This window comes from Rhodomicrobium udaipurense JA643, from assembly GCF_000636015.1.
Lineage (GTDB): Bacteria > Pseudomonadota > Alphaproteobacteria > Rhizobiales > Rhodomicrobiaceae > Rhodomicrobium > Rhodomicrobium udaipurense.
Genome location: NZ_JFZJ01000002.1, coordinates 1 through 17,188 on the forward strand (window position 1 = coordinate 1; position 17,188 = coordinate 17,188).

Genomic DNA, 17,188 nt, shown 5'->3' on the forward strand with positions numbered 1-17,188 from the left:
GTCGAGGTGGTTCGGGCCATTTCGATCTGTGCGCACGGAGGCGGGTGCGAGCTTCTTCTATAGAGCGTTTCCATGCTAGCAGCTCTGCGTCAAATCGGGCCCGAAACTTAGAGTGTCGTGCTGCTTCTGATTTATGGCACCACGCTGGTAGGGGCGCGAGCATGAAGCGACACGTGATCCGCAAAGTGGGCGCGGGTTCCGCTACTCAAACGAATCTTGGAGCGCCCTTCTTTTCAATCAGAGGCGACATTCGCCAAACTGGCTTTTTGGGTGTCTCAAAGGACGCATCATACTCCCGCAACCCGAAAGGCATGCAAAGGCCGTGATGCCAGATGAGCGCTTTAAAAGTGGTCGGAGTGGAGTGATTCGAACACTCGACCCCCTCGTCCCGAACGAGGTGCGCTACCAGGCTGCGCTACACTCCGACTTGATCGCATCGCTGCCGATGCGAAGGATACCGCGTCGGTTCTCCCTAACGCGTTCGCCGTATATACCCGCCTCGCTGGCGTATCGCAAGCGCTGAAAATGCGCTTCTTTCAATTTGTTGGAAGCCGCCTGGTTGCGCGCTTACTTCCGTCTTTCTGTAGGGGGATGGCGGCTTGCTCATGCCAATACGGGCGATTCCAGACCGTCCGCCGCCTGTGCAAACGGAAACTGCCAAGGACTTGGAAAGGCAGGAAACGCTTGAGCCGGATTTGATCTGAAACAGCCCTGTTCGGCGAGCCCGCCTCTTCTAAACTTTGAAGACGGCGCAACCCTTTATGCAACGGCTGAGGACGCTCACAAATTGAAGCGCCGCGCGCTTTTGTTCTCCACCCGAAAAGCAAAGTGCTACAGAGTCATTTCGCGTATATTTAATCAAAGTATCGATGTGCCGCGTTCCGACCAGCCAACCGGCATCCACTTCGCGTGCAATCACCTTAGACGGGCCTTGGTTATCTCCTAACCGCGGACCAGTCATCCGACAGCTCCAAAGCTAATCGACACTCCTGAATGAAAAGAGACTTTCCAAGCCGGGTATCGGATGACCGGTCAACGTCGACGGTTTGTGGCAGGACGGAAGGAGCGCAAGACCCCGCAAGCGCTAGCAGAGCAGAGTGGGTCGCGCCATCGATGCGAGCCGCGCTGTGTTTTTCTCGCGGGCCGCCATTTTCAGCTTGGCCGCGTAGATGGCAAGGCAATCGGAGAACTCGGAGGCCTTTTCCGGTGAAAGCTGAATGAAAGCGAGCGCTTCTCCATCGCGATCCTCGATCTGGATGGTGATTTTCTTGTCAGCGTCCTCAGCCCAAGCCCGAACGACCGCCGGTTCGCGCTTCGATTGATCCTTTTTCATGTCTGCTTCCCCTTTACGAGTACATGTGCCGGCCAGCCCGAGGTCCGGCTACACGCAAAAGTAAGCAAAGAATGTGCCGATTCCACGTCAATGCGTTAACCAAAGACTCATTTCCAGAGGGTGGTGCCTTGAACCCGTAAGAGGGAAGCCGCAGCGAAAAATTGAGCGGCTTCCGCATTCTAATGAAATCAGTTGCCGCTGTAGAAGGGGTTCGACGGAACCGAATTGGCGGCGTTCTGCACGGTTTGCGTAGCTGCGCGGGAGCCTTCCTTTACCGTCTTGACGGTGATCTCGCGAAGCTCTTCCAACTGGTGGCTGAAGGTTTCCATCTGGTCGCGCAGGTGAGCGTTTTGCAGTTCCACGATCTCGCTGAGATGCTTCGCATCGGTCAGCTTGAGCGCGAGGCTGAAATTCGCATCTGCATTTTGACGCGTGAAGGCCGCGATCTTTTCGTTAAGCTGCTTCAGGCCATCGGCGGCGGGGACAGAAGACGTGTCCACGCCCTGGAGAAGCTTTTCGCTCGACGCTGCGAACGTATCGAAAGCCTTCTGCGCCTGCTCGATGCTCGTCTTGAGGATGCTGCGTACGGAATCAGGAAGTTCGCCGAAATTGGGTGTATTGGTCATGTTCATTCTCCCTTTGATTTGCGCGGCGAAGTCGAAACGGGTGAATTGCCGTATTCCGCTATAGGCAGACACGGTTAGTATCCTGAATATTGAAGATATACGTCAATTTAGCAAGCGCTCGCGGCGTACTCTTCGAGGGCGGCCGTTCGATTTTCCGTGTCGCGTTTCGAACGCTCCATCCGGGAGAGGCTCGAACCCGACATTATGGCGCTCGCGGCCGTGCAACCGGGCAGACGACGGGTCATTTCATGACCCCGCAGCATCGACACGGTGGCGAAAACATCGGTTCGTTTGCAATCGCGTGGTGATTCGCCCAAAGCCGTTCGCGGCGTCGGCTCGAATCTTTTGCGTCTTCGTCAGGCTTCGACGTCACAAGGCAACGGCGCTTTTGCGTTGGACTGTGTGGGAATGACGTCGCGCGGTGGCGCGCAGGTACCTGCGCGCGGGCAACATTGCGTTGCACCCGAGGAGACATGCCGAGAGAGCGAACTCGGCGGGACGATCTGACCCGTGAGGCGACTCGATCATGTGCGGGGGCTGTGATTCCGCCGCAGGAGCGCTATGGCGCCACAATTGTTTGTGCAGGAGTGGATGCTTATTAAAGTCAGCGAAACCCGCGCCACGACTCTATGCTCTGTTGAAAGCAGGGATCTTCGTTAGCGTGTCCAAAAAAGGCGGCAAACGGTCTGCGCAATGGTAAGGCGAAGGGCTAGCCCCCGCTCATTTTACGCCGCCGAATCGCAGATCAAGCACTGGCCGCCGAGCATCGTGTCCGCGCTCCAATGATTCCATTCGAGCGCGGATTGGCAGGTGGCGACTGCGGCGTCTTAGGCGGCAGTCTCGGCCGTAGCAGCGGCGGCGCGCGCCTTCGAGACTTCCTTCTTCAGGCGGCGAGCCTTAAGCGAAAGTTCTTCGTCGCGGGCCTTGAGCAGGAAGGCGTCGAGGCCGCCGCGATGCTCGACCGAGCGCAGGGCATTCGCGCTGATGCGCAGACGCACGCCGCGACCGAGCGAATCGCTGATCAGCGTGACGTTGCAAAGGTTCGGCAGGTAGCGCCGCTTCGTCTTGATATTGGAGTGGCTAACGAGATGACCGACGAGGCCACCCTTGCCTGTGAGTTCGCACTGGCGCGACATGATCGGACCTGGATATTGGAATTGGAAGTAATGGCGTGCTCGCCTATCTTTGGTTCATGTAACGCCTGAGGCAACGCGGGTCAAGCCTCCTTTGCGCGGTACTCCCCGCCCGTACCCGGATGAAAATGGATTCCTCAAGCGGCTCTGGCCATTACGTCATCCGATTGGTATCAGAGACGAATTCAACGATCCGGCTGATCTAACCCGATATCCGGCTATGTAATTCCCATGGTCTCGCCCGCTGGACGAACCGTCGCGCCGTCGCTATCGTGCCTTTATTGCGCGCACGGCTTCGCGGATTTCTTCGAGAATCGGCTTGAGATTCTTGCCGGGGCAGTTCGTCTGGTCGAAATCGCCATGCCCGGAAATCGCGCTCGCGGGGATGCCGTACGATGCGGCGAGCCACGTCACAAGGCGGGTCAGCGATTCGGCCTCCGCCTGTGACGGCTGCTCGCGCTCGAAATCGCCCTCGACCGCGACCTGGATGCGATCCTCATTGTCGAAGGCGGTCACGCTGTCGCCGGCGAAGGAGAGGTCGCGGCCTTCGCCGATGCGGCCCGAAACGTCGATGTAGTAGTGATAGGGGACGTCGCCCCACGCCGTTTTCGTCAGGAAGCCCACACGGCCGGGCTTGAATGCAAACTCTTGCAGGCCCCGCATCTTGGCTTCGAGGCTGACTCTTCTTTGCTGGCGATTCGCCGTGTGATGGATGATGATCTCGGTCGGCTTCTGGTCGTGCATCAGCACATAATTTGGCGGCTGCGCGCCCCACGCCGCGCGGGGAACGATATCCGGCACCGGATTGTCAGCAAAGGCTTCAGTGCCGGAGGGTGCGAGAGAAAAAGCGAGCACAGCCGCGCAAAAAATAAGCGCGCTCATCAACCGGAGCCGGCTATGGCGAGGTCTGGTGCCCAAAAGTACATCCACGGAGGGGCGGCCGGTCTGCCGGTCCGGCGCGCATTGTCTTCATTACGCATCGTCTTAACAGTATCGGCATGCCGGTGGAAGGCTACCAAAGGCTTTCGCAAGGAAAAAGTAAGCGGGTGTCTGCGCGGCGCATAGCATTCCCGTGTCGCGGGTTTCGCGCAGGCGCTCAACCCGTGCGCATTGTGGAAAATCGCATACACTGCAAGCAAAGCGCGCTAAGGGGAGGGCATGGAACAGGCGTCGCGAACACTCCGGTTTTTGCAGGGCGTCCCGGCCTTTGCGGGGCTGAGCGGGGCCGAGCTTGAGCGCGTCTATGCCTGCACGTCGCTGCGCGTTGTAGGGCGGGGCGAGATCGTCGCGATGGCAGGGGATCCCGTGGACGATCTGGCAATCGTCGCTTCGGGGCGACTGAAGGCGCGGGAGGGCGGAGCTTCCGGGCATGAGACCGGGCAGGGCGACGCGGTCGAGGCACAAGCGTTCTTCGGCCGAGGTCCGGCTTCGTCGACGCATGAGGCGCTGCGCGAAACCGTGCTGCTGTCCATCGCGTGGGACGATCTCGTGGCGGGCTACGCGGCGACGCCTTCGCTCATCGGCTCGTGCTTCTCGCGCGCGTTCAACGGTCATGCCGCAGCAGCCAATCGCCTGAAGGCGTCGTCGCGCCTGCTCGTGTGCCCGGCGGGCGCGAATGCGCGCCTCGACAAAGCGACGCTCGACGCCCTGTTGCTGGCGCTCGAAGAGACCGCCGAGGTCCGCGTGCTCCGGCAAGAAACGTTCGGCGGCAGCCTTCCGGGCGCGCTGGCCTTCGACGACCCCGCGATGGCGCACTGGCTTCAGGAACAGGAGCTTAAATTCGACGTCACGGTGGTGATCGCCGATGGCTCCGATCACGCCTTCGCGGCGGACGCTGTCTGCGAGGCCGATGAAATCGTCTTTCTGGGGCAGGGCGGCGCGACGGAGCTATCCGACCTCGAACGGCATGCCATCGAGCGGCGCGGGCCGGAGCGGTGCAGCCTCGTCGTCGCCAGCGACGGCATCGAGGTGAGGAAGGCGGCGGAGTGGTTGCCGCCCCGACCCTATCGAACCTCGCTCTTCATCGATTTCTCGGTTCCACGCGCGACGGCGCAGCTTGCCAGCGCGCTTCTCGGGCGCGGAAATACCATCGCTGTCACCAGCACGGGCGTCTACGCGGCGGCGATCCTCGGTGCGCTTCAGGCTTTTGAGGCAAGCGGCGCGCCCGCAACAGCGCTCGCCGCTGCCGGAAGCGCCGTTCTGCCCGCGGGGATGCTCGCCTGCGGTGTGACGTTGGCGGACGCCGAAGATCTTTTCCGTGAGCTTGCGAACCCGCTGCTGTGGAAACGCGCGGGCCGTGCCGAGGTTGGACTATACGAGGCTTTGGCTGTTGACGCGGTGCTTGGCTCGGCGCTCGCCGGGCTCGACATCGCGCTCGCATCGCGGCCGTTCGCGGCGCTTTCGCTCTCGCTGTCGAAAGATGCGCCCTCTGTCCATTGTGGCGGCGGGCTGCATGCCGCAGTTCGAGCCGGTATCCTGCCGCCGGGCCTGCTCCCGCCGCTCATCCCGGAAGATGGCGCGATCCTTGTCAGCGGCGAATGCGAGACCGAAGCGCTTCTGGAAGCGGCCGAGCGGCTTTCGTCGGCGCCGCCCGTTTTCCTGCATCCGGCCGCGCCGGGCCTCGGCGCGTCGCCGATGTCGTACCGGCAAGCCGTGGGCGGCTCCCAGTTCCGGCTCGCGCCCTTTCAGTCGCCGGGGCCGATCGACAAGCGCCTGCGCATCGAAAGCGTGCTTGGCGCGTACCAGTCCCGCCGCCGACGTCCGGTCGATGGCGCGCCCGTCACTTACGCCGTCCCCGTTGCCGAGGGCATAAGCCCCACGGATTGGGGCGAATGGGCGCGGCTCAGGGATGCGGCATTCGACTCGATGTCGGCCGAGATCGAGAAGACGCGCGCGACATAACTTCAAGATCAGATGAGGCCGTGCGATTGGGCGAGGGCGGCCAGCGGGCGCTGTGGGCGCGGCCCGACTTGCGTGATCACTTCCGAGGCGCACAGGCTGCCGATCTTAGCGCAGGTTTCGAGGTCGCGGCCCGTGGAGAGGCCGAACAGAAAGCCCGCCGCGTAGAGATCGCCTGCGCCGGTGGCGTCCACGAGCTTTTCGATCTTCACCGCGGGGACGGTGACGGTGGTCTCGCCTTCGAGGATGACGGACCCCTTCTCGCTGCGGGTGATGGCGGCAAGCGCGCATTCCGAACGGATCGCCGCGCAGGCTTCATCGAACGACGCGCCCGGATAAAGGGCGAGCAACTCCTTCTCGTTCGCGAACACGATATCCACGCTCTCGCGGATGAATTTGCGGAAGCCTTCGCGGTGACGGTCCACGCAGAACGGATCGGACAGCGTGAAGGCGAGCTTCGTGCCGCGCGCATGTGCGACTTCGCCGGCCGCGAAGAACGCCTGCCGCGCCGGGATCGGATCGAACAGATAGCCTTCGAGATAGACGATCCCTGCCGCAGCGATAGCGTCCGCGTCGAGATTGGCTTCGGAATATTCCGCCGCCGCGCCGAGATTGGTGTTCATCGTGCGCTCGCCATCGGGCGTGACGAGAATCAGGCAGCGTCCGGTGGGCGTGCCGCTGCCGTCCTTCGCGCCGAAGAAGCTGACGCCCGTCGCCTTGATGTCGTGCGCGAAGGCGTCCGCGAACTGGTCCTGACCAACCTTGCCCGCAAAGCCGGCCTTGCCGCCGAGCGAGGCGATGCCCGCGCAGGTGTTTGCCGCCGAGCCGCCGCTCGCCTCGACCGCCGGTCCCATGCGGCTGTAAAGCGCGGTCGCCTCTTCCGGCGAGGTAAGCCGCATCGTGCCTTTCACCAGCGAAAACTCTTCGAGGAGGCTTTCCTCGCAGGAGGCGATGATATCGACCAGCGCATGGCCGATCCCGAGCACGTGAAGCGATTTCGTCATGGTTTTTCGTGTTCCGTTTCAGTTGACGCTAGCGCCGCCGCTTGTCGCGGGGGATGGAGTTTTCGGCTCGAACCGGCACAGATCGGCGATGAGACATCGCCAGCATTCCGGTTTTCGCGCCTTGCAGACGTAGCGCCCATGCAGGATGAGCCAGTGATGCGCGTTCAGCGCGAAGCGGGCGGGAACGACGCGTTCGAGGCCCAACTCCACCGCGAGCGGCGTTTTCCCCGGCGCGAGCCCGGTGCGGTTCGCGACGCGGAAGATATGTGTGTCGACGGCGATGGTCGGCTCGCCGAAAGCGACGTTCAGCACGACATTCGCCGACTTGCGCCCGACGCCTGGCAGGCTTTCGAGCGCATCGCGGTCTTTCGGCACCACGCCGCCGTAGGTTTCGACGAGCGCCTTCGAAAGCGCCACGACGTTTCTGGCCTTCGTGTTGAAAAGCCCGATGGTCTTGATAGCGTCGCGGACCTTGTCTTCCCCGAGCGCCAGCATTTTTTCCGGCGTGTCCGCCATGGCGAACAGCGCCTTTGTTGCCTTGTTGACGCCCGCATCGGTCGCCTGTGCAGAGAGCACCACCGCGACAAGGAGCGTGAACGGGTTCACATAGTCGAGTTCGGTGCGCGGGTCCGGCATGGCCGCCGCGAACCGGGAGAAAAGCTCACCGATCTCCTCCGCCGAAAGAAGGGAAGAGGTGCTGCCCGTCCGTTTCTCTTTCGTCGCGGGGGTCAGCCTGGCCTTCGCCTTTCGGCCTCCCGCAACACAGGGCTTTTCCATGTCGGGCCGGTGAACCGGGTTACAATGCTCTGGTCAAACTCCGGCGGCGGGTATCAGCTGCGGAAAGCAAAGCCGGAGTTTTCGCTTCCGCGTGTCTTTGCTGCCTCATCGCGAGCGCGGGCGCAAGAGCTTTGTCGTACGAAAGGCGTAAGCGGGGCATTCTTGAGCGTGGCGGGCCACGTTTACGCCCGGTTTTCGCCATATTCCACACGCCACCAGCGATTTACGCAGGCACGCGCGGCGCCGAAACCGAATCGGGCGTGCCCTATCCGGTTTCGGGAAAGGCGAGACTACGCGGTAAGCGTCTTCTTCGAAGCGGCCGACCCATCCGGGTTCAGGCGATAGACATAGGGCTCGCCCGTGGCGAGGTTGAGCTTCAGGATTTCTTCGGTCGAAAGCCCGTCGAGTTTCATGATCAGCGCGCGGAGCGAATTGCCGTGCGCGGCGACGATCACATTCCGGCCCGCTTTCACCTGCGGCAATATTTCCGCCTCATAATAGGGCAGCACGCGCGCGGCCGTGTCCTTCAGGCTTTCGCCGCCGGGGGGCGGGATGTCGTAAGAGCGACGCCAGATGTGCACCTGCTCCTCGCCCCATTTCGCGCGCGCGTCATCCTTGTTGAGGCCAGCGAGGTCGCCATAGTCGCGCTCGTTCAGCGCCTGATTCTCCACGACCGGAATGGTGCGCTGGCCGAGTTCGTCTAGGATGAGCGACAGCGTGTGCTGCGCGCGTGTGAGCGCGCTCGTAAACGCGATGTCGAAGGCATAGCCGTCCTTCTTCAGGAGTTCGCCCGCTTGGCGCGCTTCGTCGATGCCCTTTTCGGTGAGGTCGGGGTCGCGCCAGCCGGTGAAAAGGTTGAGCTTGTTCCATTCGCTCTCGCCGTGGCGAACGAGCACGAGCACGTTGTTCATTGCTGTATCCTTCGAGTTTCGCGAAAAAGCGGGGTGTTAAAGCCCTAGCACGTTGCGCATTGAGAAAAGACCGGGGCCTTTGCCTTGACCCCAGAGCGCGGCGGCGACGGCGCCCCGCGCGAAAATCTGCCGGTCTTCGGCGCGGTGCGACAACTCGATGCGCTCGCCGGCGCCTGCGAAGATCACGCTGTGATCGCCGACGACGGAGCCGCCTCGAAGCGCGGCGAAGCCGATCGCGCCGAGCGGGCGCTCGCCCGTATGGCCTTCGCGCGCGGTGATCTTGTGATCGGCAAGCTGGATGTGACGGCCATCGGCTGCCGCTTCGCCCAGAAGCAGCGCTGTGCCGGATGGCGCGTCGACCTTGTGCTTGTGGTGCATCTCGATGATTTCGATGTCGAATCGTTCGTCGAGGGCGGCGGCGGCTTTCTCCACCAGCGCCGCGAGCAGATTCACGCCGAGGCTCATATTGCCGGACTTGATGATTGTGGCGTGGCGTGCGGCAGCCTCGATCTTCGCCTCGTCGTCGGGGGAAAAGCCCGTCGTGCCGATCACATGGACGATCCGCGCCTGCGCGGCGAGGCCAGCGGTTTCAACGCTCGCGGCAGGGGTTGTGAAATCGAGCACGCCGTCGACATGGGTGAACAGCGAAATGGCGTCGCTCGTGATCGCGACGCCGAGCGGGCCGACACCGGCGACTTCGCCCGCATCCTTGCCGATAAAGGGCGAGCCCGCGCGCTCGACTGCGCCTGAGACGTCGCAATTCGGTGTTTCGTGAATGGTGCGGATCAGCGCGCGCCCCATTCGTCCGGCAGCGCCCATGATTGCCAAGCGCATGGCTTGTACCTCGCCTGTTTTGTTTCGGCGCATATCATAAGGCGGATGGGATTACGAGTCCTACGCGCTGCGCGTCCCAGCTCGAATGTCGATTATGAAAAGCAAAAGGGCGCGGCCTTGCGGCGCGCGCCCCTTGTGAAATCGGAGAGAAGCTTTCCGCTTACATCTCGCCGCCGCCGAAAGAGACGGTGCGACGGTTAAGAACGAACCGGATCCAGATCGTCAACAGGAATTCCGACGCGCCCGCCACGATCAACACGGCCAGCGAATTCAGCTGATAGGCCGAAATCTGTTCCTTGAACGTCGGGCTGATGATGATCTGCACGAGGATCACGAGACCCGCGACGACCGGCGCGATGGCGAGCACCGAATCGAGCACGCCGAGCGCGCGGATCTGGCTCGCGGAGAAAAGCAGGAACATCATCTGAATGATGAGGTAGAAAAACCCGATCCAGACAGGCACGGCCCAAGCCACGCCGCCGGTCTCGCCCGGCGTATAGTCCGGATAGGAACCGATGAAAAATGCGCCGCCGATTGTGGCGAACAGAGCCAGAAGAATGCTGAACCATTCCTCGGGGTTCGTGCTTGCGCGACGCCGCCGATCGTCCTCAAATGACATGATTATCCCTTCCTTGAGTCTATTGCGTGAAAGCTAACCGCGTCGTGCAATGCCACCTTCGCGGCCGTCACGGCGCCGGAATTCGTGTCTGCATCGGAATGGCCCCTCGTGGCCCGATGCACAGGCGAAGGCAAGTTCCGGCAAAACCGGAAAGCCTCGCCTACACTGGCAAGGCCGCCCCCATGGAAGATCAGGTGTAACCCGCCACCGATCCGTGCAAGATCCGATGTCGGAATTTTGACGGGGGCGCGGCAATTGTACCAACGCCCCCAGATACAGCCATGAGCGTCCGGGGATCAGCCCTTTTTCCGGCCGTCCTCGATCGCCTTCAGAATGAGGTCGCGCGCTTCCGCTTCGCCGCCCCAACGGTCGATCTTCACCCACTTGCCAAGTTCGAGATCCTTGTAGTGCTCGTAGAAATGGGAGATGCGGTTGCGAAGCATGTCCGGCAGGTCGGTATAGTCCCGGATGCCGCGATAGGTCGGCGAAATCTTGTCCGAGGGCACGGCGATGATCTTTTCGTCGCCGCCTGCTTCATCGCGCATGAAAAGAACGCCGATCGGGCGGCAGTTGCAGATCGCGCCCGGCACGATCGGCCGATTATTCGCGATGAGCACGTCGAGCGGATCGCCGTCTTCCGACAGCGTGTGCGGCACAAAGCCGTAATTGCCCGGATAATGCATCGCGGTGTACAGCATGCGGTCGACGAACAGCGTTCCCGACGGCTTGTCGAGTTCGTACTTGATCGGTTCGCCGCCAATGGGAACCTCGACGAGCACGTTGATATCGAAAGGCGGGTTGTTGCCGATCGGGATGGAGTCAATGCGCATTCGTTTGCCCTTGTGATAATTTGAGCGTGTCGTAGCGCAGTCGGAGCCGATTTTCCATCTTTTTGCGGCGATACGGCGCAGATAAGCCTTGCGCCGTACGGTTACTTCTTTAGAAGCAAAAGACAGTGGGGGGAATAGTTTTCATGCAACGCGAGCCGGTTTTCCCGATGCCCACGCCTCGTTTATTTGCTTATGCCCTTGCGATAACGCTTGGTATGACCGCTCCGGCGCTTGGCGGTGAGCCGCGAGAAATCCGAGGCTTCGTCAAGACCATATTCAAGGAGAATATCGAGGACATCAAGACCGGCATATACTGCCGTGCCTTCTCCTGCGAGTTCGAGGTGGAGAGCTTTTTCGCCACCGAAACCGATCCCAAGACATATGCGCTTTCCACGACCGGCTGGCTCGAAGGTACGATCCCCGGGCTTCACGGCTCCGCAAAGCGCGCGATGGGCCTGACCGCGTCCTATACGCGCGGCACCTGCATCGTGAAGGATGTGAAGCCGATCTTCGACAAGACGACGAACAATAACGGCTGGGGAGCGTCGAAGATCGAGGCGGTTTTCAAGCGGATCGAAATTCCGGCAATCGTCGTGCTGTCGCCGGAAGACTGCAAGAAGGTGGACGAATACATCTTCGCCGGGTCTTAAATCGCGACGGCAAAATTCCGGCGGACAGACACAAAGTGGAAAGGCGCTGCTGCGGGCACGCGCCGTTCTCCGCTCCGCCAGCCGCGCCCCGGCTTTCGCGCGGGAACGCCGCCGCCCGGACCGCGATTTACGCGCTGAGCTTCTCCATGACCTTGTCGCTCATCTCGAAGTTCGCGTAGACCTTCTGCACGTCGTCGGAATCTTCCAGCGAATCGATCAGCTTCAGAAGTTTCTCGCCCTTTTCCTCGTCCACCTCGACGGTGTTTTGCGGTCGCCAGCCGATGGATGCCGACTTCGCCGGGCCGAACTTCTTTTCAAGCTCAGCCTGAACTTCGCTGAAAGCGTCGATGGTGGTCGTGAGCCAGTGCGCCTCGGCATCGGTGTCGCAATCGTCCGCGCCAGCTTCGATGGCGGCTTCCAGCATCTCCTCGGCGCTGCCGGCCGACAGCGGATATTCGATCTCGCCGACGCGGTCGAAGCTGAATGACACCGCGCCCGTTTCGCCGAGGTTTCCGCCGTACTTCGTGAACAGCGAGCGCACCTCGCCCGCCGTGCGGTTGCGGTTGTCGGTCAGCGCTTCGACGATGATGCCGACGCCGCCGGGCGCGAAACCTTCATAGCGCACCTCGACATAGTCCGCGCCGCCCGCCTCCTGGCTCTTCTTTATGGCGCGTTCGATGTTGTCTTTCGGCATGTTCTGCGCGCGCGCCGCAAGAATGGCGGTGCGAAGGCGCGGGTTCATGGCGGGGTCGGGCAGACCGACCTTCGCGGCGGCGGTAATTTCGCGCGCGAACTTGGAAAACATCTTCGAGCGCTTCGCGTCCTGAGCGCCCTTGCGATACATGATGTTCTTGAATTGCGAATGCCCTGCCATGGGTAGCCTTTGTGTTCGTCTCGAATTTGTCCGCTGATTGGATGCGTTGTCGCAATTTTCACGCGCGAGCACAAGATTTGCGTCGCGTTTTTGCGTCTGGCAAGTGCGCGCGCATCTCGACCGCCCACGACATGGCCTGCTTCAACCTGCTCGGTCGTGCGCTTCGGCGCCCAAGCGATTCGTTGTCTGTCATACCCTGCGGTGGTACAAATTTCCGATGCGGGAAGGCAAGGACAAGAGGCTGCGACGACTGGCGCGCATCGAAGGTCAGGTGCGCGGCATCGCGCGCATGGTTGCCGATGAACGCTATTGCATCGACATCATTACACAGATCGCGGCGGTGCAGGCTGCCCTTCGCAAGGTGGAAAGCGAAATCCTGGAGAACCACGTCAGCCATTGCGTCGAGCATGCAATCCAGAGCGGCAACGCTGAGGAACAGCGCACCAAGGTAGCCGAGCTGATGGAGGTGTTGAACCGTCGTCTGCGCTGATACTTGCAGCGTTAAATTGCTGTTACGTTTCTGTCTTAAAGAAAGGCGATAATGACGCGGGCGGACTCGGCTTCATCCAAAAAGGGGGTTATGGCGCATGGCGCTCTTCCCGTTCCTGGTCCGAATATCCAATGCATTTTCGCAGCCGAGCCGGCCTTCAAGAAGGAATAGGGAAATGACTGCCCACACCGTCACCGCCTACGATCAGGAGCTCAAGGCTCTCGAAAACGCCATCGCCCGCATGGGTGGTCTCGCCGAGCAGCAATTGCGGCTCGTGCTCTCCGCCGTCACCGAGGCCGATCCGGAAAAGGCGATCAAGGTTATTGCTGGCGATCAAGTGATCGACGCGGTGCAGCGCGAAGTCGAGGAAATGACGGTTCAGCTCATCGCGCGCCGCCAGCCGGTCGCGGTGGACCTTCGCGTGGTGCTGGGCGCGCTTCGCATCGCGAGCGACCTCGAACGCATCGGCGACCTGGCGAAAAGCACGGCGAAGCGGCTCGCGCAGTTCGATGAAAAGGCGTGGCTCTCGCCCATGACGAGGAGCCTCACCGCTATCGGCGATCTGGCGGCCCTTCAGCTCAAGACGGTGCTCGACGCCTATTCGCAGCGCAATCTCGATCAGGCGCTGCTCGTCTGGAACCGCGACGAGGAAATCGACCGCCAGTATAACGCGCTGTTCCGCGAGTTGCTCACCTACATGATGGAAGACCCGCGCACGATCACCTTCTCGGCGCATCTCCTTTTCTGCGCGAAGAACATCGAGCGAATCGGCGATCATTGCACGAACATCGCGGAAATCGCGGCCTACATCATCACGGGCGAGCCGCTCGTCGAGAACCGGCCGCGTGCGGATATCGCGCCCGTCCCGTCGGAAGGCTGATCGGAGGCGCGCACGACGCGCTTCAGCCGCCGGGATCATCATTGGATGCATGCGGCTGCCTTTCGTCCCCGGCGCGCGAGCTTCAATCCGACGTGAGAGCCGTGGAAGTGTCGAGCCGGCCTGGTTGAAAGCGGCTGCGCGCGGCGTAAACTCTCTTGTCACATATGCGGAAAACGCAAAGGGAGGATACGGGATTGAAAACGCGCGCCGCCGTCGCATTCGAGCCGAAAAAGCCGCTCGAAATCGTGGAAGTCGACCTCGAAGGGCCGAAGGCGGGCGAGGTGCTCGTCGAGATCATGGCGACGGGTATCTGCCACACCGACGCCTATACGCTCGACGGCTTCGACAGCGAGGGCATTTTCCCGTCGATCCTCGGCCATGAGGGCGCAGGGCTGGTGCGCGAGGTCGGCGCGGGCGTGACAAGCGTCAAGCCCGGCGACCACGTCATCCCGCTTTACACGCCGGAATGCCGCCAGTGCAAATCCTGCCTCAGCCGCAAGACGAACCTCTGCACGCATATCCGCGCGACGCAAGGCAAGGGCTTGATGCCGGACGGCACGAGCCGCTTCTCCTACAAGGGACAGACGATCTTCCACTATATGGGCTGCTCGACGTTCTCGAACTTTACCGTGCTGCCCGAGATCGCCGTGGCGAAGATCCGCGAGGACGCGCCCTTCGATACATCCTGCTACATCGGCTGCGGCGTGACCACGGGCGTCGGCTCGGTGATCTTCTCGGCGAAGGTCGAGCCAGGCGCAAATTGCGTGGTGTTCGGCCTCGGCGGCATCGGCCTGAACGTGATCCAGGGGCTACGCATGGTGGGCGCCGACAAGATCGTCGGCGTCGACATCAACCCCTCGAAGGAGGAATGGGGCCGCCGCTTCGGCATGACGCATTTCGTCAACCCGAAGGACGTGGGCGACATCGTGGCCCATCTCGTGAACCTCACCGGCGGCGGCGCGGATTACAGCTTCGACTGTACCGGCAACACCACCGTGATGCGGCAGGCGCTCGAATGCTGTCATCGCGGCTGGGGCACGAGCATCATCATCGGCGTGGCGGAAGCGGGCAAGGAAATCTCGACGCGGCCGTTCCAACTCGTCACCGGCCGCGTTTGGAAGGGCTCGGCGTTCGGCGGCGCGCGCGGACGAACCGACGTGCCGAAGATCGTCGACTGGTACATGGAAAAGAAGATCGAGATCGACCCGATGATTACGCACAGGATGCCGCTGGAGAAGATTAACGACGCCTTCGATCTCATGCACAGGGGCCAAAGCATCCGCTCGGTCGTCGTGTACTGATGTGCACCAAACGTATGCGCCACAGCACCAGAGCGTTTCTTTTTCAGGCGGGCTTCTGGAGACGCTCTGTCTCATTGCTTTTGCGCTACGCTCACGCCGGTAACCATGGGGCGATCCTGCTGCGGAGCGCCATTGCCGCGCCCAAGCTCGGTGTTCATATTCGCCCTATGCCTATATTTTCGACAGCACTTGCTTTGTTTCTTTTCCTCGCCGCCGGTGGCCTTTCGGCGGCGGAACGCGTTGCGGTCTTCGATTTTGAAATGATCGACGCGAATTCCGACGCCGCGAGCCTTGGCAGCCGTCCCGAAGAGGCGCAGCGGCTGAAGGCTGCGGCCACCCGGTTGCGCGAAGCCCTCGTCCGCTCCGGCAAGTTCGAGATGGCGGATTTGACCCCGGTGGAGCCGTCCGCGCGTGCCTTCAGCCTCAGCGCGTGCAATGGGTGCGACGGCGCGCTTGCCCGGAAGGTCGATGCCGTGATTTCCATCACCGGATCGGTGCAGAAAGTACAGGATGTCCCGCGCGCCATGGCTGTTTTCGTCCGCGACGTGGAGACCGGGAAGCTTCTCGCTAGCAAGAGTGTCGACATACGTGAGGACACGGACGACGCCTGGAAAGGCGCCGTCGATGAACTCGCCGCGACCTGCGTGCTTCCCCTGAATTTCGAAGATAACTGAAGTTTGCGGTTAGCTGCGCCCGATCCGCCGGTAAACGAAGGTCGGCGGGGCGGCGGCGCTCACCTCGGCAAACCCGGCCATCAGCCCGTGATGAGGCGAGAGGCTGCACGCTGGGTCCGTGGCTTCGGCGTCGCCCGTGAGCGCGAACGCCTGACACCGGCACCCACCGAAATCGACCGTCTTGCGCGGGCAGGAGCGGCACGGCTCCTTCATCCACTCATCGCCGCGAAAGCGGTTGAATGCCGCGCCGTCATACCAGATTTCAGCGAGCGGCTTGTCGCTCACCGTGTCGAAGGGCAGGGGAAGGCTTTCGACGGCGTGGCACGGCAGAACCTTGCCGGAAGGCGTGATGGTGATGACGTCCTTCGCCCAGCCGCCCATGCACGGCTTCGGGAATTGCGCGTAGGTGTCGGGCGTCACGTAGTCGATGCTGAGCACGCCCTTCAACCGCTCGCGCGCTTCGCCGACGATGGCGGCTTCTTCGAGGACGGCGTCATAATCCGGCACCAGCGCCGCGCGGTTCTTCGCCGCCCAGCCGTAATATTGCACATGCGCGATTTCGAGCCGGTCGGCGTCGAGTTCGAGCGCAAGCTCGATCAACGCGGCCGCCTGCCCGATATTGTGGCGGTGCGTCGGCGCGTTGAGCGTCAGCGGAAGGCCCGCCTCGCGCACCCATCGCGCCACCTCAAGCTTCTTTGCGAGGCTTCCCGTGTGATTGCCGATGCGGTCGGACATCTCGGCGTCGAGCGCCTGAAGGCTGAGTTGCACATGATCGAGACCGCAATCGGCAAGCCGCGCCACGCGTTCGCGGGTCAGCGTTACGCCAGCCGTGATGAGGTTCGTGTAGACGCCGCGCGCCGAGAGCGCCGCGACGAAGTCTTCGAGGTCCGCCCGAAGCGTCGGCTCGCCGCCCGACAGGTGCACCTGAAGAACGCCGAGATCCGCCGCCTGCTCGAACGCGGAAAGCCAACCGCGCGTGTCGAGTTCATCCGCCGCCTTCAAGAGGTTCAGCGGGTTCGAGCAATAGGGGCATTGCAGCGGGCAGCGATGCGTCAGCTCCGCGAGCAGTCCGAGCGGCGGCCCGGCGCGCGCGGCGGCGTTGGCCGTCACAGCGTCAGCAGGCGCAAATCCATCCATCCCTGTATGAACTCCAGCACATCGGCTTCGATGGTCTCGACGGGTGCGGCGTACTCGGCGGCGAGCGTCGCAGACATGGCGGCAATGGTTCGCTCGCCGTCGCAGAGCTTCAGAATGTCGACGGCGATGTCGTCCGGCCAGTAGACCCGCTCCGGCGCGAGCACAGCGTGTCGCCCGCGCACCGGATCGAACCGCAGGCGCACATGCCTCGGCATTT

19 protein-coding genes and 1 tRNA gene are annotated in these 17,188 nt (G+C 62.1%); 6 read left to right on the plus strand and 14 right to left on the minus strand.

Going from position 1 to position 17,188, the window contains the following annotated elements:
* Positions 1-348 precede the first annotated feature (348 nt).
* From T281_RS00450 to T281_RS00470, 5 genes are all read right to left on the minus strand, one after another.
* A tRNA-Pro gene (locus tag T281_RS00450) sits at positions 349-425 on the minus strand.
* Positions 426-1,084: 659 nt separating this feature from the next.
* Positions 1,085-1,333 carry a hypothetical protein gene (locus T281_RS00455; RefSeq protein ID WP_013418347.1) on the minus strand — a complete coding sequence of 83 codons (249 nt, stop codon included), beginning with the start codon at positions 1,331-1,333 and terminating at the stop codon, positions 1,085-1,087.
* A gap of 188 nt (positions 1,334-1,521) precedes the next feature.
* Entirely contained in the window at positions 1,522-1,959 is a 438-nt protein-coding gene (locus tag T281_RS00460; RefSeq protein ID WP_013418348.1) for a phasin family protein, read from the minus strand.
* 827 nt (positions 1,960-2,786) lie between these two features.
* Entirely contained in the window at positions 2,787-3,095 is a 309-nt protein-coding gene (gene rpmB, locus T281_RS00465) for a 50S ribosomal protein L28 (protein WP_013418349.1), read from the minus strand.
* A 264-nt stretch (positions 3,096-3,359) separates the two neighbouring features.
* Positions 3,360-3,974: a peptidoglycan recognition protein family protein gene (locus tag T281_RS00470; protein WP_052036868.1), complete on the minus strand. Its 615-nt coding sequence runs from the start codon at positions 3,972-3,974 to the stop codon at positions 3,360-3,362.
* Positions 3,975-4,250: 276 nt separating this feature from the next.
* Here T281_RS00470 and T281_RS00475 point away from each other — a divergent pair, with 276 nt between their 5' ends.
* A complete protein-coding gene (locus T281_RS00475; RefSeq protein ID WP_037232530.1) occupies positions 4,251-5,993 on the plus strand; it encodes a Crp/Fnr family transcriptional regulator in 1,743 nt (580 codons plus the stop codon).
* Between the two features lie 8 nt (positions 5,994-6,001).
* Here the strand turns inward: T281_RS00475 and T281_RS00480 are convergent, their stop codons facing one another.
* The 6 genes from T281_RS00480 to ppa form a co-directional block, all read right to left on the minus strand.
* Positions 6,002-6,994 (minus strand): adenosine kinase, encoded by a 993-nt coding sequence (locus T281_RS00480; protein WP_037232531.1) that lies wholly within the window; start codon positions 6,992-6,994, stop codon positions 6,002-6,004.
* Positions 6,995-7,012: 18 nt separating this feature from the next.
* Positions 7,013-7,771, minus strand: coding sequence for an endonuclease III (gene nth, locus T281_RS00485; RefSeq protein ID WP_037232532.1), 759 nt, complete (start codon positions 7,769-7,771; stop codon positions 7,013-7,015).
* A gap of 290 nt (positions 7,772-8,061) precedes the next feature.
* A complete protein-coding gene (locus T281_RS00490) occupies positions 8,062-8,682 on the minus strand; it encodes a 2,3-bisphosphoglycerate-dependent phosphoglycerate mutase (protein ID WP_013418354.1) in 621 nt (206 codons plus the stop codon).
* Positions 8,683-8,718: 36 nt separating this feature from the next.
* Positions 8,719-9,516, minus strand: a complete 798-nt coding sequence (gene dapB, locus T281_RS00495) for a 4-hydroxy-tetrahydrodipicolinate reductase (RefSeq protein ID WP_037232667.1) — start codon at positions 9,514-9,516, stop codon at positions 8,719-8,721.
* Between the two features lie 160 nt (positions 9,517-9,676).
* Positions 9,677-10,135, minus strand: a complete 459-nt coding sequence (locus tag T281_RS00500) for a hypothetical protein (protein ID WP_037232533.1) — start codon at positions 10,133-10,135, stop codon at positions 9,677-9,679.
* A 296-nt stretch (positions 10,136-10,431) separates the two neighbouring features.
* Positions 10,432-10,965, minus strand: a complete 534-nt coding sequence (gene ppa, locus T281_RS00505) for an inorganic diphosphatase (RefSeq protein WP_037232536.1) — start codon at positions 10,963-10,965, stop codon at positions 10,432-10,434.
* A 215-nt stretch (positions 10,966-11,180) separates the two neighbouring features.
* Here ppa and T281_RS00510 point away from each other — a divergent pair, with 215 nt between their 5' ends.
* A complete protein-coding gene (locus tag T281_RS00510) occupies positions 11,181-11,615 on the plus strand; it encodes a hypothetical protein (protein WP_037232539.1) in 435 nt (144 codons plus the stop codon).
* 127 nt (positions 11,616-11,742) lie between these two features.
* Here the strand turns inward: T281_RS00510 and T281_RS00515 are convergent, their stop codons facing one another.
* Positions 11,743-12,489, minus strand: coding sequence for a YebC/PmpR family DNA-binding transcriptional regulator (locus T281_RS00515; RefSeq protein ID WP_037232542.1), 747 nt, complete (start codon positions 12,487-12,489; stop codon positions 11,743-11,745).
* Positions 12,490-12,706: 217 nt separating this feature from the next.
* Between T281_RS00515 and T281_RS00520 the strand changes: the two genes are divergently transcribed.
* The 4 genes from T281_RS00520 to T281_RS00535 all read left to right on the plus strand — a co-directional run bounded on the left by T281_RS00520 (position 12,707) and on the right by T281_RS00535 (position 15,834).
* The gene (locus T281_RS00520; protein ID WP_037232544.1) at positions 12,707-12,979 is read left to right on the plus strand and encodes a metal-sensitive transcriptional regulator; all 273 of its coding nucleotides are present in this window, start codon (positions 12,707-12,709) and stop codon (positions 12,977-12,979) included.
* Between the two features lie 175 nt (positions 12,980-13,154).
* Positions 13,155-13,859 carry a phosphate signaling complex protein PhoU gene (phoU, locus tag T281_RS00525; protein WP_037232547.1) on the plus strand — a complete coding sequence of 235 codons (705 nt, stop codon included), beginning with the start codon at positions 13,155-13,157 and terminating at the stop codon, positions 13,857-13,859.
* A 194-nt stretch (positions 13,860-14,053) separates the two neighbouring features.
* Positions 14,054-15,160, plus strand: coding sequence for an S-(hydroxymethyl)glutathione dehydrogenase/class III alcohol dehydrogenase (locus T281_RS00530; protein ID WP_037232550.1), 1,107 nt, complete (start codon positions 14,054-14,056; stop codon positions 15,158-15,160).
* A 194-nt stretch (positions 15,161-15,354) separates the two neighbouring features.
* On the plus strand, positions 15,355-15,834 hold the full coding sequence (locus T281_RS00535) for a DUF3280 domain-containing protein (RefSeq protein ID WP_052036869.1): 480 nt from the start codon (positions 15,355-15,357) through the stop codon (positions 15,832-15,834).
* 9 nt (positions 15,835-15,843) lie between these two features.
* On the opposite strand, the gene pqqE is transcribed toward T281_RS00535, so the two are convergent.
* Both pqqE and pqqD read right to left on the minus strand, forming a co-directional pair.
* On the minus strand, positions 15,844-16,971 hold the full coding sequence (pqqE, locus tag T281_RS00540; RefSeq protein WP_052036870.1) for a pyrroloquinoline quinone biosynthesis protein PqqE: 1,128 nt from the start codon (positions 16,969-16,971) through the stop codon (positions 15,844-15,846).
* On the minus strand, positions 16,941-17,186 hold the full coding sequence (gene pqqD / locus T281_RS00545) for a pyrroloquinoline quinone biosynthesis peptide chaperone PqqD (protein WP_338053288.1): 246 nt from the start codon (positions 17,184-17,186) through the stop codon (positions 16,941-16,943). The genes pqqE and pqqD overlap by 31 nt, the downstream gene beginning before the upstream one ends.
* Between the last annotated feature and the right edge of the window lie 2 nt (positions 17,187-17,188).